We start from the raw sequence: 14,640 nt of genomic DNA, 5'->3' as shown, positions 1-14,640 counted from the left end.
TTACTCCTGAAAGCGCACGTAGCCGGCCGGCAGACCGCCGCTGTGGCCGTCGTCCTCACGCGGCTGGCGCGTCGGGCCATTACCGCGGGCCGGTTGCTGACGGTTGCGCGGCGGGTTGGCGACGGTGATGCGCTCGCCCGTGCCGTTGAGGCGGAAGAAGTCCATCAGCTGTTGCAGCTGCTCGGCCTGACCGCTCATTTCCTCGGCGGTGGCCGCCAGCTCTTCGGAGGCCGATGCGTTCTGCTGGGTCAGCTCGCTGAGCTGGTTCATCGCCGTGCTGATCTGGCCGACGCCGCTGCTCTGCTCGTCGGAGGCCGCCGCGATTTCCTGCACCAGATCGGAAGTCTTGGCGATGGATGGCACGATCTCGTCGAGCAGGGTGCCGGCGCGTTCGGCCAGGGCCACGCTGTTCTTCGCCACTTCGCCGATTTCCTGAGCGGCCACCTGGCTGCGTTCGGCCAGCTTGCGTACTTCAGCAGCGACCACCGCGAAGCCCTTGCCGTGCTCGCCGGCGCGGGCCGCTTCGATGGCGGCGTTCAGAGCCAGCAGGTTGGTCTGGTAGGCGATGTCGTCGACGATGCCGATCTTGTCGGCGATGGTCTTCATGGCGCGTACGGTGTCTTTCACCGCTTGACCACCTTCGCCGGCTTCGTTGGCGGCCTTGCTGGCCATGCCGTCGGTAACCCGGGCATTCTCGGTGTTCTGCGCAATGGACGCCGACATCTGTTCCATCGACGCGCTGGTTTCTTCCACCGAGGCAGCCTGCTCGGAGGCTGCCTGGCTCATACTCTGGGCGGTGGAAGAGATCTCTTCCGAAGCGCTGGATAGCGAGTCGGCGGAGCTGCGCACTTCGGCGATGATCTGCGTCAGGCGGGCGGACATGTTGCTGATCGAGGCCAGCATGCTGGTGGTGTCGTTGGGCTTGACCACCACCTGGGTGCGCAGGTCGCCCTCGGCGATGCGGGTCACCACTTCGGCGGCATAGGCCGGCTCGCCGCCCAGTTGCTTGAGCAGGCTGCGGGTGATCAGCCAGCCGAGCAGGATGGAGATGAAGATGGCGACACCGCCGATCAGCGAGAGCTGTAGACGCGATTCCTGATAGAGCTGGGCAGCGCCTTCGGCATCCTGGTCCATCAGCTCGCTTTGATATTTGATCAGCGCGTCAGCCGATGCGAGCAGGTCGTTGTTGGCCGGAATGATGTCGCTGTACAGGTAGGCTTCCGCGCGATCCTGATCGACCAGAAGCTTGAAGAACTCCTCGTAGCGCTTGCCCAGCACGTCGCGAGCCGCGTTGACTCGCGCCAGGACCTCTCTGCCCTGGGGCGAGGTGATGGTACGGTCCAGCTCCTCGCTTGCTGCCTTGCGACGCTCGCGGCTGCTGTCGATCAACGCGAGATTCTTGCGGTCGGCCTCATCGTCGTCATTGAGGATGATGTCGCGCACGTAGCGGGCTTGGTTCAGCGTCTCTTCCTTGATGACATTGGCCTCGCGGATCTTCACGTAGCGATCCTTGATGATCGTGTCATTGGAGTCGTTGATCGCGCTCATGCGGGTCAGGCCCAGCGTCAGAGCGATCAGCAGCAGCACGATCACCGTGCCGAAGCCAAGGCCGAGCTTTGTGGACACACGTAGGTCTTTGAACATGGTTGCTTCCCTCTGTGATGCTTGGCTGCCCGATCAGGCGGACAATGCGTTGTTGCCGTCTGGCAGAGCCGCAATCTCGGCAACCGCAAGGGCGTTCTCGATGGCCAGCAGGATGATGAAATCATCCTCGCGGTGAACCATCGCCTGAATGAAATCGCTGCGAATCGCGTTGCCGAAGGCCGGCACCGGATTCATCTCCGCCGGGGCGACCTCCAGCACCTCGCTGACCGCGTCGACGAGGATGCCGAGAATCTGCGGGGCTTCGGGCTGGGGTACTTCGACGATGATGATGCAGGTGCGGCGGTCGATCTGCGTCCTGGCGTGGTTGAAGCGCAGGCTCAGATCGATGACCGGCACCACGGCGCCGCGCAGGTTGATCACGCCATGTACGCAGCGGTTGGCCATCGGCACCTTGGTGGTGCGCTGGTACTCGATGATTTCCCGCACGCATAGCCCGTCCAGGGCGTAACGCCGCTCGTGCAGGATGAAGCTCAGGTACTGGTGCACCAGCTCCTCGTCCGCACTGGCTGTCGCAGTGCTTGCGGTGGTTACGGCGAGTTCACTCATGGGCATACACCTGAGCCGGTTCGAGAGTGGTGGTGTGGCGGGCCGTGGCCAACTGGTTGAGCAGGCGGGGAATGTCGAGAATCAGTGCGACGGTGCCATCACCGAGAATGGTGAAACCGCCAAGTTCGCTGCAGCCGGCGAAGATCTTGCCCAGGGGCTTGATCACCGTCTGGAACTCGCCGGCCAGCTGGTCGACCACCAGGCCTGCGCGCAGCCCTGCCTGGCGCACCACCACCACGCTTTCTCGGCGCGGCGGCTGGCTTTCGTCCTCGAACAGGTCACGCAGGCGCACGATGGGCAGCATCTGCCCGCGCAGCTCTAGGTGGCCGCGCTTGAACGAGGTGTCGGCGGGCAGCTCGATGCATTCTTCTACCAGTTCCAAGGGAATCACGTAGCCGGCCTGGCCGACACTGACCAGGAAACCGTCGATGATCGCCAGGGTCAGTGGCAGGCGGATGCGAATGCGCGTGCCCTGGCCGAGGGTGCTGTCCAGGTCGATGGTGCCGCGCAGAGCGGCTATGTTGCGCTTGACCACGTCCATGCCGACGCCGCGGCCTGACAGGTTGCTCACCTGCTCGGCGGTGGAGAAACCTGGCTCGAAAATCAGTGCGAAAGTTTCCTTTTCCGACAGGGTCTGGCCTTCGCCGATCAGGCCGCGCTCGCGGGCCTTGGCGATAATTCGCTGAGCATCCAGGCCGCCGCCGTCGTCACTGACTTCCAGCACGATGCTGCCGGCGTCGTGGTAGGCATTCAGCGATACCTTGCCCTGGGCCGGCTTGCCGCGCGCCAGGCGTGTTTCTACCGACTCGATGCCATGGTCCATGGCGTTGCGCACCAAGTGCGTGAGTGGGTCGGTGATCCGCTCGACCACGGTCTTGTCGAGCTCGGTTTCGCCGCCGCTGATGGACAGGGCGATGTCCTTGCCGATCTCGCCAGCGACGTCACGCACCACCCGCTGAAAGCGGTTGAAGGTGCTGCCGATCTGCACCATGCGCAACGGCAGGGCCGAGTCGCGGACTTCCTCGACCAGCCGCGAGAGCAGCTCGGTGGCTTCGAGCATTTCCGGGTGGCCGCAGTTCTGGGCGGTCATTCGCGCGCCGGCACCGGCGATAATCAGTTCGCCGACCAGGTCGATGAGCTTGTCCAGCTTGCCGGCATCGACGCGGATCAGGCTGTTCTCGTTGCTGCGGTTTTCCTTGATCTGTTGCTGCTTCTGCAGCGCGGCGGCCACTACGGGCGGTTGCACCAGGCTTTCCTCGACCAGCACTCGACCGATCGGGCGTGGCTCGTCGCGCTCCTGACCCTGCACCTGGGTGTGCAGCACCTCCTGCAGTTCGTTGGCGGTCAGGGTGCCGCAGCGCATGAGAATTTCGCCCAGGCGCATGTCTTCTTCCGGCAGCGCGCGGATCAGCTCCAGGTACTGCTCGGACTTGCTGTTGGGCGGCAGGATGCGGATCAGGCTGTCTTCGCGCACGAATTCGAAGGCGCCTTCGATGGTGGCCTTGTCGGCGTCGCTGACGAAGGCCATTTCAAAACCCAGGTAGCAGGTTTCCGGGTCCATTTCGGCGGCGACCGGAATGCGGTCGAGCAGCGGCACGATGCTGACGATCTTGCCGAAGGTGCTCAGGTAGCGGAACAGGCCCAGCGGGTCCATGCCATTACGCAAGGTGTCTGGGCCGAAACGCAGGGACAGGTGCCAGTGGTCGGCGCCGACACCCTCACCATGGCCTCGCTCGATACGGGTAGCGGTGGCCGGCATCGGCTCGGCGGCCGGTGCTGGATCCAGATAACCGGACAGCTGTTCGGCCAGCTGCTGGTGGACGATCTGCGTGTCCTCCTCCAGCGTCTCCAGATCGACGCCGTTGTCGACCAGAGCTACCAGGCGCGCCAGGTGGTCGCCGACCTGCAGAAACAGCGCGGTCATGTCCTTGTCGAAGCGCAGCTCGCCGTTGCGCACGCGGTCCAGCACGCTTTCGGCGATATGGGTGAAGGCGACGATCACGTCGAGGCCGAACAGGCCGGCCGAGCCCTTGATGGTGTGGGCGGCGCGGAAAACCGCATTGATGGTGTCGGCGTCGTCGGGATCGTTTTCCAGCTGCAACAGGGCTTCTTCCATCTGCTGCAGCAGTTCCTGGCTTTCGGCGATGAAGACCTGCAGCACTTCGTCCATGTTCATGGTGATTACTCGCTCGCCGGCTTGATCAGGATGGGATCGCCGAAAAAGGTGCCCAGCCCGCTCAATTCGAAGGCCTCGATCACCGCCGGGCTGTGGTTGGTCAGGCGCAGGTCGCAGTTCATGCGCGCCGCTTCCTGCTTGGCCAGGATCAGCAGTTGAAGGCCGGCGCAGTCCAGCTCGTCGACGGCGCCGAGGTCGAGCTCCACTTCCACATCGCTGGCCAGCGCCTGCGTCAGCAGCTGCATGTGCTCGGTGGCGCTGTAAATGGTCAGGCCGCCTTCCAGTGGCAGGATGCGGTAGAGACTCTCCGCCGGCGCGTCGGTCATGGCAGGATCAGCTTGGAAACGGCGGTGAGCATCTGCGCCGGCTGGAAGGGTTTGACCACCCAGGCCTTGGCGCCCGCGGCGCGGCCTTCTTCCTTCTTGGCTTCGCCGGCTTCGGTGGTCAGCATGATCACCGGGGTGAACTTGTAGGCAGGCATCTGCTTGACGTTCTTGACGAAGGTGATGCCGTCCATATTGGGCATGTTCACGTCACTGATGATCAGGTGCACCTTGCGGCCGTCGAGTTTGCTCAGCGCATCCTTGCCGTCGCAGCCTTCGATGACCTGATAACCGGCCCCTTTGAGCGTAATGCTGACGACCTGGCGGATGGAGGCGGAGTCGTCGACGATGAGTACGGTCTTGCTCATGGGAAACCTCAAAAAAACGTGATGTCGGAGTCGTTGCTTTTGGCGCTGCTTTTTTCACCCCGATGAATCTGGTGCTGCTCGGGGGTGGTGTAGGTCTGAGACAGCTCGGCTAGCCAGCGGTCGGCGTCCAGCGCGGGGGGCGCGAGATTCTGCTGGCGCTGCACGCTGCGGTTCTGGATGTGGGCGTGCAGCTTGTCCTGGTCGGCGGCGATATGGCCGAGTGTCTGGCTGATGCGGTCCTGAAACTGCAGCGATACCAGCACTTCGGAGATGTCCTGGGCGACCGACTCGCTCTGCGTGCGCATGGTTTCGTTGTGTTGAACGATGTCGCTGGCGTTTTGCTTGAAGCGACTGATCACCCCGGCGATTACTTCGCTGGCCTTGTTCAGGGTGGCGGTGTCGGTCTTGGTGTACTCCTGGGAAATGTCCAGGGTCTTGTGGATCGCATCGTTGACGATTACCACGGTCTCGCCGATGCGCTGGCCGGTATCCCCGGACATCGAGGACAGCTTGCGCACTTCATCGGCAACCACCGCGAAGCCGCGGCCACTCTCGCCAGCGCGGGCGGCTTCGATGGCGGCGTTGAGGGCCAGCAAGTTGGTCTGCTTGGCGATGTTGGCCACATCCTGGGCCATGTCCTGCAGCTGGTCGGTGAAGCTGGAGAGTTGGGTGATCTCCTTGAGCAGCGACTCCTTGCTGGCCAGAGCGTCGCGCAGGGCGACGATGATCATATCCAGCTCGTATTCGCTGCTCGACAGCAGCGCCACCAGACGCTTGCCGGCGTCGCGCTCGGTGCTGCCACCCAGGCTGCTCTGGATCCGCGTGGCCAATTGGGCGAAGCGCTCGCTCAGGGAGCTGATGGATTCTTCGGTATGGCTGCGGGCGTTCTCGATTTGCTGCGACCAAAGCGGCAGCACCTGCTCGCACAGCTGTTCGACGCTTTCGTCCTGATTAGGCTGTGGCTCGTGGCTATGCAGCTGATCCGAGGATGTCGAACCAGCGCTCCTCCGGCGCAGGGCAAAAACGATGACGGCGCTGGCGACCAGCAGAATGGCCAGGGCCGGCAAGGTGCCGAGCACTTGTTGGCCAACCAGAATCACAGCGGCGATGCCTGCAAGGACGATCAATAGGGGGGCTAGCAGAGGGGTGGAAAGGTCACGCATGTGAGGCTCCGTGGCGGACTGGGCGCAGACTCCACGGAACCGGCAAGGGGTGGGCTGGGCTCCAGCGCAGTGACCAAGCATTCCTTTGGATATCGGCAGCATGCATCAAGCATCTTCTTGGGGTGCATCGGTGTTGACTGATATTTCTCTGGGTTTAGGCGCCGTAAAGACCTAGGGATTTCCTTAGGCTGTATCGGAATTCATTTGGTTAGAAGCAAAACGAATCAGGTCTGCATTCGTTGCAAAGTGCATCTTTTCCATCAGATTTATCTTATGGGTGCTGACTGTCTTGTTACTGATCGTCAATTGTTTGGCTATGTGATTAACGCTCAAGCCGGCCGCCAGTAGGCGCATGATCTGGAACTCTCGGTTGGTCAAACTGTCCAGTCCGCTCCTGTTGGCAGGCTTCAAGCTGCTCAAGGCAATCGGCTCGACCAGTTCTGGATCGATGAAACGATTGCCGGTACTCACTTTTCTGACTGCATCCACCAACACTTCCGGAGACTGGCCTTTGGTGAGATAGCCCGCCGCGCCGCTGCGCAGCGCGCGCAGGGCCAGTTGGGGATCGTGGTGCATGCTCAACACCAGTATGGGAGTCTTGGGGTATTGATGGCTGATGCGGGTGATCAGTGCTTCGCCGCTAAGGCCCGGCATACTGAAGTCGAGCAGGAGCAGATCTGCCAGGGTACTGCGCAGCTTGTCCAGCGCCTGGGCGCCATCGGCAGCCTCCGCGACGACGCGGATGTCATCGTAGAGTTCGAACAGACGCTTGAGGCCGGCGCGCATCAGCGCATGGTCGTCGGCGATCAGCAGCTTGATCATCAGAAAATCCTTAAAAACGCTGTGTAGCGCATGGGGCTGAAAAGTCTTGTCGGCTCGCCGCGTCGCTGGTGGTGCGCGGGCTTGTCGGTTGCGGCGGCAGATGAATGTCACGGGGGAGCGCGCTGATTCGTTGTAAGTCGTCGAACAGGCGAAGCGAGGTTGTTTTCAGGCCGCCTTGCGCACGGCTGACAGGGCTGCCGAACTGCGAAGCCATCAAGGTTTTGAAACGCAAGCAAGAGGTACGCTTGCGCTGCCGGTCGCGGACTGTCGTGTGGTTTTTTGCGCCGCGCCTGCGGTGGCGCAGGATGTCCGCTGCCGCGTTATCTGACGCGGGTTTCGGATGGCGCAGGTGGGAGAGTGTCGTCGCGTGTTTCACCTGAACTCTTCTCGCTTCCTATGCGGCGGTTGAACGGCGTGCTCTGGGCCTACGCAGAATCTGCCGCTTTCTTAAGCGTAGACCCTGCAACCAGTGACGCCTGACGCGACTGCGTTGACGCCGCTGAAACAGAGAGCAAACGTCATGCCTATATGTCGGCAGCTGATGTCAGAACTGCAATGCGCACGAGTGGGATTTTTCGAGGCAGGGGAATCGACCCATTGTCCGGGCGATCGGTAGCGGCGAGGTGCGGGATCACGACACTGCGCCTAGGGGGCGCATCAGCTGAGCGGGCCTGGGGTCGCCAGGTACCGCTCTGCTGGAGTGGGCCTGCCGCGAGGCGCGGCAGGCAATGCCGTCAGCTGTTGGGCAGCAGCCGGCAGGTCAGGCTCTTGATGTAGCGGGTTTCGGCGATGGCTGGGTGCACCGGATGATCCGGGCCCTGGGCGCCGCGCTCGAGCAGCTGGATGTTGCGGTCCAAGTGGCGGGCGCTGGTCAGCAGGATGTTCTGCAGGTTGTCTTCGTCCAGGTGCATGGAGCAGCTGGCGCTGACCAGAACGCCGTCCTTGTTGAGCAGGCGCATGGCGGTTTCGTTGAGGCGGCGATAGGCGGCCTCACCGTTCTTGATGTCCTTCTTGCGCTTGATGAAGGCGGGTGGGTCGGCGATCACCACGTCGAAACGCTCTTCGGCTGCCTTCAGCTCACGCAGGGCGGCGAACACGTCGCCTTCCACGCAGGTGACCTTTTCGGCGAAACCGTTGAGTGTGGCGTTGCGCTCCACGCCGTCGAGGGCGAACGCCGAGGCGTCCACGCAGAACACTTCGCTGGCGCCGAACGCCGCGGCCTGTACGCCCCAGCCGCCGATGTAGCTGAACAGGTCGAGCACGCGCTTGCCCTTGACGTAAGGCGCCAGGCGCGCGCGGTTCATGCGGTGGTCATAGAACCAGCCGGTCTTCTGGCCTTCGATCACCGGCGCCTCGAACTTCACGCCGTTCTCTTCCAGGGCCACCCACTGCGGCACGACGCCGAAGGCGGTGTCGACGTAGCGCTCCAGGCCCTCGGCATCACGGGCGGCGGAATCGTTCTTGAGCAGGATGCCGCTGGGCTTGAGCACCTGGATCAGTGCAGCCAGCACGTCGTCCTTGTGGCGTTCCATGGTCGCCGAGGCCAGTTGCACCACCAGAATGTCGAAGAAGCGGTCGACTACCAGGCCCGGCAGCAAATCGGAGTCGCCGTACACCAGGCGGTAGCAGGGCTGGTCGAACAGCCGCTCGCGCAGGCTCAGGGCGACGTTGAGGCGGTGCACCAGCAGGGATTTGTCCAGTACGTGTTTGACGTCGCGCGACAGCAGGCGGGCGCAGATCAGGTTGTTGGGGCTCAGGGCAACGATGCCCAGGGGCTTGCCACCGGCAGCCTCGAGGATGGCCTGGTCACCGGCTTCGAACGCGTTGAGCGGCGTGACGGCAACGTCGATCTCGTTGCTGTAGACCCACAGGTGGCCGGCGCGCAGGCGTCGGTCGGCGTTGGCTTTCAGGCGCAGGCTAGGCAGGGACATGGTGGGCTCCGTCGCAAAAAACGCGCATTCTAAACGAGGAGCCCGGTAGCTGCTTGCCGCAGTTGCAACGCGTGGACGCGCGGCTGCATCACCGCGACGTACACGGCCGCGGCTCAGGCGGCGAGCGCAGCGATCAGCTTCTCGTTGAAGGCTGGCAGGTCGTCCGGCGTGCGACTGCTGATCAGCTTGCCGTCGACCACCACTTCCTTGTCCACCCAATTGGCACCAGCGTTCTTCAGGTCGTCGGTCAGCGAAGGGTAGCTGGTCAGGGTCTTGCCCTTGAGCAGATCGGCACTGGCGAGAATCCAGGCGCCATGGCAGATCACCGCGATCGGCTTGTTGGCCTTGGCGGCGTCCTTCACCAATTCCACTGCCATCTCGTCGAGGCGGATGGTGTCGGCGTTGACTACGCCGCCGGGCAGCACGATGGCATCGTAATCGTCGATCTTCGCGGTATCGAAGGTCTTGTCGACGGTGAACGCATCGGCTGGCGTGGTGTGGTTCCAGCCAGTGACCTTGCCGGATTTGCTGGACAGGATCTCAGCGGTGGCACCAAGTTCTTCGAGTGCCTGTTTGGGGCCGGTCAGTTCGACCTGCTCGAAACCGTCGGTAACCAGCAGAGCGATACGTTTGCCTGTCAGGGACTTGCTCATCGAAAACACCTCTCTGAAATGTGCTGAGTGAGCAATATTCGGGGATGTGTCGGGCTGCTTAGTTCAGGTCAGGCGACGACCTGCAGTTTTGTTCTGTAACCGCTGACGCAAAAGTCGCCACGCTCAGGGTAGACTGAGTACTCCATCATCTTCACTTCGCCGCCTCCATGGACAAAGAACTTTCGGCCGAGCAGATACAAGCGTTTCTGCAAGGCATCAGCGTGCCGCCACAACCGCAGATCATGGTCGATCTACAGTTCGAGCAGTACATGCCCAACCCGGACCTGAAGGCCATTGCGCGGCTGATCAGCCAGGATCCGGGGCTGTCCGGCGCCTTGCTGAAAATCGTCAACTCGCCGTATTTCGGCTTGGCCAACCGCATCGGTTCCATTCAGCATGCGGTCAATCTGCTGGGTAGCCGCTCGGTCATCAACATGGTCAACGCCCTGTCGATCCGTGGCGAGATGACCGATGAGACCATCGTCACCCTCAACCGCTTCTGGGATACCGCCCAGGACGTGGCCATGACCAGCCTGACCCTGGCCAAACGTATCGGTTACGAGTCCGTGGACGAGGCCTACACCCTCGGCCTGTTTCACAACTGCGGTATTCCGCTGATGCTCAAGCGCTTTCCGGATTACATGAGCGTGCTCGAGGAGTCCTACGCCAGCGCCAGTGCCGAGCGGCGCGTGGTCGACACCGAGAACCGCCTGCTCAATACCAACCACGCGGTGGTCGGCTACTACACTGCCAAGTCGTGGAACCTGCCGCTGCACCTGTGCCAGGCCATCGCCAATCACCACAACGTGCTGGCCATCTTCGCCGAAGACAACGACAACGACGCCCAGCTCAAGAACCTGCTGGCGATCCTCAAGATGGCCGAGCACATCTGCCGCAGCTATCAGGTGCTGGGTAACCAGGATGAGGATCATGAGTGGCAGAGCATCGAGGCGCTGATCCTCGATTACGTGGGGCTCTCTGGCTATGACTTCGAGAACCTGCGTGAGAGCATCCGCGACCTGGGCGCTGCCTAAGGCGCCGTCCCTGAATCCGTTTCGAGTCCGTCATGCCTGAATTGCCAGAAGTCGAAACCACGCGCCGTGGTATCGCCCCCCATCTGATCGGCCAGCGCGTCAGCCGGGTCATTGTTCGGGAGCGGCGCCTGCGCTGGCCGATCCCCGAAGACCTCGACGTGCGCCTGTCCGGTCAGCGCATCGAAGCCGTGGATCGACGTGCCAAGTATCTGTTGATCAAGGCCGAGGTCGGCACGCTGATCAGCCACCTGGGCATGTCGGGTAACCTGCGCCTGGTCGAGGCCGGGCTTCCGGCGGCCAAGCACGAACATGTGGATATCGAGCTGGAATCCGGCCTGGCGCTGCGCTACACCGACCCGCGCCGCTTCGGCGCGCTGCTGTGGAGCGAGCTGCCGCTGGAGCACGAGCTGCTGGTGCGCCTGGGGCCTGAACCGCTGACCGAGCTGTTCGATGGCGAGCGTTTGTATCAGCTGTCGCGCGGCAAGGCGGTGGCGGTCAAACCGTTCATCATGGACAACGCGGTGGTGGTCGGCGTGGGCAACATCTACGCCACCGAGGCGCTGTTCGCCGCTGGCATCGACCCGCGCCGCGCGGCTGGTACGGTGTCGCGGGCGCGCTACGTGCGCCTGGCTCAGGAGATCAAGCGCGTGCTGGCCCACGCCATCGAGCGCGGTGGCACCACCCTGCGCGATTTCATCGGCGGCGACGGCCAGCCCGGTTACTTCCAGCAGGAGTTGTACGCCTACGGTCGCGGCGGTGAATTCTGCAAGGTGTGCGGCAATACCCTGCGCGAGGTGAAGCTGGGCCAGCGGGCCAGCGTTTATTGCCCGAAGTGCCAGCGCTGAGTCGCTTCGTCCGATAACGTGACCACTTGTTCAGCGATTGACGGCCATCACGCGACAATTGCCGGCGCGCTGTTATAGTTAGCGGCATCGTCCCGTATACCTCTGAAGGATCGCCCCATGAAACTGTTTCGCTCTTGCGCTGCTGTTCTGGCGCTGACTGCTGCCTCGCTGGCGCACACCGCCCATGCGCAAGAAGTGCAGCAGAACGCCAGCGGTGACCCGCTCTACACCGTCAATGCCCCGGATGGTTTCGCCATGATCGGCGACCTGCTGATCGCTCGCCCGCTGCTGATCGGCGCCACTGCCATCGGCGCGGCCGCTTTCGTCGTCGCCTTGCCGTTCTCGGCCATGGGCGGTGGCATCGGTGCTACTGGCCGTGCGCTGGTGGTCGAGCCGGGTAAGGCGGCTTTCGTACGCTGCCTGGGTTGCACCGGTGACGGTTACAACCAGCGCCAGTGATCGCGGATTTCTTGCAATAAAAAGCCCCTAACCGAGGGGCTTTTTATTGCCTGACATCTTTCAGCGCATTGTCTGCACCGCGCTGCTGCCGATACCGCGCGGATCGCTGGCGGCTTCGACCTGGCCGCTGGCCTTGTTCCAGCGCAGCACCTGCCCGTTGCCGTACTCGCGCTCGACATTCTTGAGTTGATAGCCACGTGCCTGCAGCTCGGCTGCCTGGGCAGCGCTGAAGGCCTGTGGCTCGTGCTCGATGACGTCCGGCAGGTACTGATGGTGGTAGCGCGGCACGGCTGGCCAACTGGCGATGGGCTGACCGTCCAAGTACTGCAGGATCGACAGCAGCACCATGCTGGGAATGCGGCTGCCGCCCGGTGTGCCGAAACTGGTGAAGTCGCTCGGGCTGTCGATGAAGGTCGGGCTCATGCTCGACAGCGGGCGCTTGCCGGCGGCGATGGCATTGGCCTGGCTGCCGGCGAGGCCATAGGCGTTGGCACCGGCAAGGTCGGCGGCAAAATCGTCCATCTCGTCATTGAGTACCACGCCCGTGCCCGGCACCGTGAAGGCCGCACCGAACGGCAGATTGATCGACAGGGTGGCACTCAACGCGTTGCCATCGGCGTCCAGCACGGTGAAGTGAGTGGTGTGGTCGCCTTCCTTCCAGGGCTTGGCTGGCGGCAGCTCGCTGCTCGGCGTAGCGTGCTGCAGATCGATGCTGGCGCTCAGGCTTTTCAGGTAGTCCGGGTTGAGCAGGGCGGCTGCGGGATTTTCGACGAAGTCCGGGTCGCCCAGTTGGCCGCGGTCGCGGTAGGCGCGGCGCAGGGTTTCCACCACCAGGTGGGTGCGCTGCACCGGCTCGGCCGCCTGCCAGGGCAGGTGCTGCAGCATCAGCAGGCTTTGCGCCAGTGCCACACCGCCGGCCGAGGGTGGCGGCGCGCTGATCAACTCGCGGCCTTCGGCCAGCGGTACGCGAATCGGCTGGCGATTCACGGTGCGATAGTCGGCCAGATCCTGCAGCGTCCAGATACCGCCCGCAGCGCGCACCCCGGCGACCAGACGCTCGGCCACGGGGCCGGAGTAGAAGCCGTCGCGGCCGTGATTGGCCAGCTTCAACAGGGTGTCGGCCAACTCCGGCTGGCGCAGCAGCGCGCCTTCAGCGGGCACCTCGCCACCGCTCAGGAACAGCCGCGCGGTCTCCGCATCGTCACGCATCGCGGCTAGGCGCATGGTGGCGCGGTCGCGGTACACGCGGTCGACCGGGAAACCTTCGCGCGCCAGGCGAATGGCCGGCGCCAGGCTGTCGCGCAAGGGCAGTTTGCCGTGATGCTCGGCCAACTCGACCAGCGCGGCGGGTAGGCCAGGAATGGCGGCGGCCAGCGCACCATCGCGGGACAGCGCCGCCTGCACCTGGCCATCGCGGCGATAGAGATCGGCGTGGGCAGCGCCAGGTGCGCGTTCGCGGGCATCGAGAAAGTCGTAGCGGGCGTCGGCGCTGCGCAGCAGGAAGAAACCACCGCCGCCCAGGCCCGAGCCGTAGGGCTCGACCACGGCGAGCGCAGCGCTGATGGCGACGGCGGCGTCGAAAGCATTACCGCCGAGGGCCAGGGTTTCCTTGCCAGCGACCGTGGCGGCGGGGTGGGCGGTGGCGATGGCGCTGCTGCCGGGGCGCTCGGCGGCCTGCAGGCCGAGGCTGAGCAGCAGAAGCAGCGCGCCGGAGAGAGCGCGCAGGGAGTGGAAGCCGCGAAGGGAGCGGCGCACCCTCAGGCCTTGCCGGTAAGGGCTTTGTACTTGGCCATCAACTGCTCCTTGCTCTCGACGTTGTTCTCGTCGAGGGGAATGCAGTCCACCGGGCAGACCTGCTGGCACTGCGGCTCGTCGTAGTGGCCGACGCATTCGGTGCACAGGTTGGGATCGATCACGTAGATCTCCTCGCCCTGGGAAATCGCCGCGTTCGGGCACTCAGGTTCGCAGACGTCGCAGTTGATGCAATCGTCGGTAATGATCAGGGACATGAAAGGCAAGCTCCTGCCGGGCCAGCGGCCCCGACATATTCAAACGGATAGCCGCGATTGTGCCGGATTGTCACCGCTAGCGCACGCCTGTGCGCCATATGGCGCGCAGGCATGCCAGTGTTGGATCAGCGGTTCTTGAAGCGTTCGGTCAGCGCATCGGCGACGGCCGGGTGCACGAACTTGCTGATATCGCCGCCCAGGTTGGCGATCTCGCGCACCAGGGTGGAAGATATGAAGGAATACTTTTCCGACGGGGTGAGGAACAGGCTTTCCAGGTCCGGCGCCAGTTGGCGGTTCATGTTGGCCAGCTGGAATTCGTACTCGAAATCCGACACCGCGCGCAGGCCGCGCAGCAGCACGTTGGCGCCCTGTTCCTTGGCGAACGAGGCGAGCAGCGTGGAAAAGCCGATCACTTCGACGTTGGGCAGGTGCTTGGTGACTTCCCGGGCCAGCTCTACACGCTGCTCAAGGGAGAACAGCGGGTTCTTCTTCGGGCTGGCAGCGACCGCGATGACCACGCTGTCGAACAGGCGCGCGGCGCGCTCGACCAGATCGCCATGCCCCTTGGTAATGGGGTCGAAGGTGCCTGGGTATAACACTCGATTCATCGTGACGTCCTGGCAGGCGCGTTAGGGAGTCGGATGGT

16 protein-coding genes are annotated in these 14,640 nt (G+C 63.5%); 3 read left to right on the top strand and 13 right to left on the bottom strand.

Translation table 11 applies throughout. From position 1 onward, the window contains the following. From PVA39_RS22015 to PVA39_RS21970, 10 genes are all read right to left on the bottom strand, one after another. Positions 1-1,644 carry a methyl-accepting chemotaxis protein gene (locus tag PVA39_RS22015; RefSeq protein WP_274125861.1) on the bottom strand — a complete coding sequence of 548 codons (1,644 nt, stop codon included), beginning with the start codon at positions 1,642-1,644 and terminating at the stop codon, positions 1-3. Positions 1,645-1,677: 33 nt separating this feature from the next. Then, a complete protein-coding gene (locus PVA39_RS22010; RefSeq protein ID WP_274125860.1) occupies positions 1,678-2,211 on the bottom strand; it encodes a chemotaxis protein CheW in 534 nt (177 codons plus the stop codon). Next, the gene (locus tag PVA39_RS22005; protein ID WP_274125859.1) at positions 2,204-4,387 is read right to left on the bottom strand and encodes a chemotaxis protein CheA; all 2,184 of its coding nucleotides are present in this window, start codon (positions 4,385-4,387) and stop codon (positions 2,204-2,206) included. The genes PVA39_RS22010 and PVA39_RS22005 overlap by 8 nt, the downstream gene beginning before the upstream one ends. A gap of 5 nt (positions 4,388-4,392) precedes the next feature. Then, on the bottom strand, positions 4,393-4,713 hold the full coding sequence (locus tag PVA39_RS22000; protein WP_274125858.1) for an STAS domain-containing protein: 321 nt from the start codon (positions 4,711-4,713) through the stop codon (positions 4,393-4,395). After that, positions 4,710-5,078: a response regulator gene (locus PVA39_RS21995; RefSeq protein ID WP_093506688.1), complete on the bottom strand. Its 369-nt coding sequence runs from the start codon at positions 5,076-5,078 to the stop codon at positions 4,710-4,712. Before PVA39_RS21995 ends, PVA39_RS22000 begins: the two co-directional genes overlap by 4 nt. Before the next feature lie 8 nt (positions 5,079-5,086). Beyond that, positions 5,087-5,809, bottom strand: a complete 723-nt coding sequence (locus PVA39_RS23615) for a methyl-accepting chemotaxis protein (protein ID WP_443201002.1) — start codon at positions 5,807-5,809, stop codon at positions 5,087-5,089. Positions 5,810-6,424: 615 nt separating this feature from the next. Next, positions 6,425-7,063: a response regulator gene (locus PVA39_RS21985; protein WP_274125856.1), complete on the bottom strand. Its 639-nt coding sequence runs from the start codon at positions 7,061-7,063 to the stop codon at positions 6,425-6,427. A gap of 10 nt (positions 7,064-7,073) precedes the next feature. After that, positions 7,074-7,439 carry a hypothetical protein gene (locus PVA39_RS21980; RefSeq protein ID WP_274125855.1) on the bottom strand — a complete coding sequence of 122 codons (366 nt, stop codon included), beginning with the start codon at positions 7,437-7,439 and terminating at the stop codon, positions 7,074-7,076. A 358-nt stretch (positions 7,440-7,797) separates the two neighbouring features. Further along, entirely contained in the window at positions 7,798-8,994 is a 1,197-nt protein-coding gene (locus tag PVA39_RS21975) for a class I SAM-dependent rRNA methyltransferase (protein WP_274125854.1), read from the bottom strand. 113 nt (positions 8,995-9,107) lie between these two features. Next, positions 9,108-9,647, bottom strand: coding sequence for a type 1 glutamine amidotransferase domain-containing protein (locus tag PVA39_RS21970; protein WP_093506695.1), 540 nt, complete (start codon positions 9,645-9,647; stop codon positions 9,108-9,110). Between the two features lie 221 nt (positions 9,648-9,868). Here PVA39_RS21970 and PVA39_RS21965 point away from each other — a divergent pair, with 221 nt between their 5' ends. The 3 genes from PVA39_RS21965 (at position 9,869) to PVA39_RS21955 (ending at position 11,985) form a co-directional block, all read left to right on the top strand. Then, positions 9,869-10,681: an HDOD domain-containing protein gene (locus PVA39_RS21965; protein ID WP_167363179.1), complete on the top strand. Its 813-nt coding sequence runs from the start codon at positions 9,869-9,871 to the stop codon at positions 10,679-10,681. Positions 10,682-10,713: 32 nt separating this feature from the next. Continuing rightward, on the top strand, positions 10,714-11,526 hold the full coding sequence (gene mutM / locus PVA39_RS21960; protein ID WP_147177858.1) for a bifunctional DNA-formamidopyrimidine glycosylase/DNA-(apurinic or apyrimidinic site) lyase: 813 nt from the start codon (positions 10,714-10,716) through the stop codon (positions 11,524-11,526). A 117-nt stretch (positions 11,527-11,643) separates the two neighbouring features. Then, complete coding sequence (locus PVA39_RS21955; protein ID WP_013789296.1) at positions 11,644-11,985, top strand: hypothetical protein; 342 nt, start codon at positions 11,644-11,646, stop codon at positions 11,983-11,985. A 60-nt stretch (positions 11,986-12,045) separates the two neighbouring features. Here the strand turns inward: PVA39_RS21955 and ggt are convergent, their stop codons facing one another. The 3 genes from ggt to coaD form a co-directional block, all read right to left on the bottom strand. Beyond that, on the bottom strand, positions 12,046-13,740 hold the full coding sequence (gene ggt, locus PVA39_RS21950; protein ID WP_443201001.1) for a gamma-glutamyltransferase: 1,695 nt from the start codon (positions 13,738-13,740) through the stop codon (positions 12,046-12,048). Between the two features lie 2 nt (positions 13,741-13,742). Continuing rightward, positions 13,743-13,994 (bottom strand): YfhL family 4Fe-4S dicluster ferredoxin, encoded by a 252-nt coding sequence (locus PVA39_RS21945; RefSeq protein WP_013789298.1) that lies wholly within the window; start codon positions 13,992-13,994, stop codon positions 13,743-13,745. A 125-nt stretch (positions 13,995-14,119) separates the two neighbouring features. Further along, positions 14,120-14,602, bottom strand: a complete 483-nt coding sequence (gene coaD / locus PVA39_RS21940; protein WP_147177862.1) for a pantetheine-phosphate adenylyltransferase — start codon at positions 14,600-14,602, stop codon at positions 14,120-14,122. Positions 14,603-14,640 lie beyond the last annotated feature (38 nt).

Source organism: Pseudomonas sp. CNPSo 3701 (genome assembly GCF_028674975.1).
Taxonomy (GTDB): Bacteria; Pseudomonadota; Gammaproteobacteria; order Pseudomonadales; family Pseudomonadaceae; genus Aquipseudomonas; species Aquipseudomonas straminea.
The sequence above is the reverse complement of the archived record's forward strand: the minus strand, read 5'-3'. Positions and strand labels throughout refer to the sequence as shown.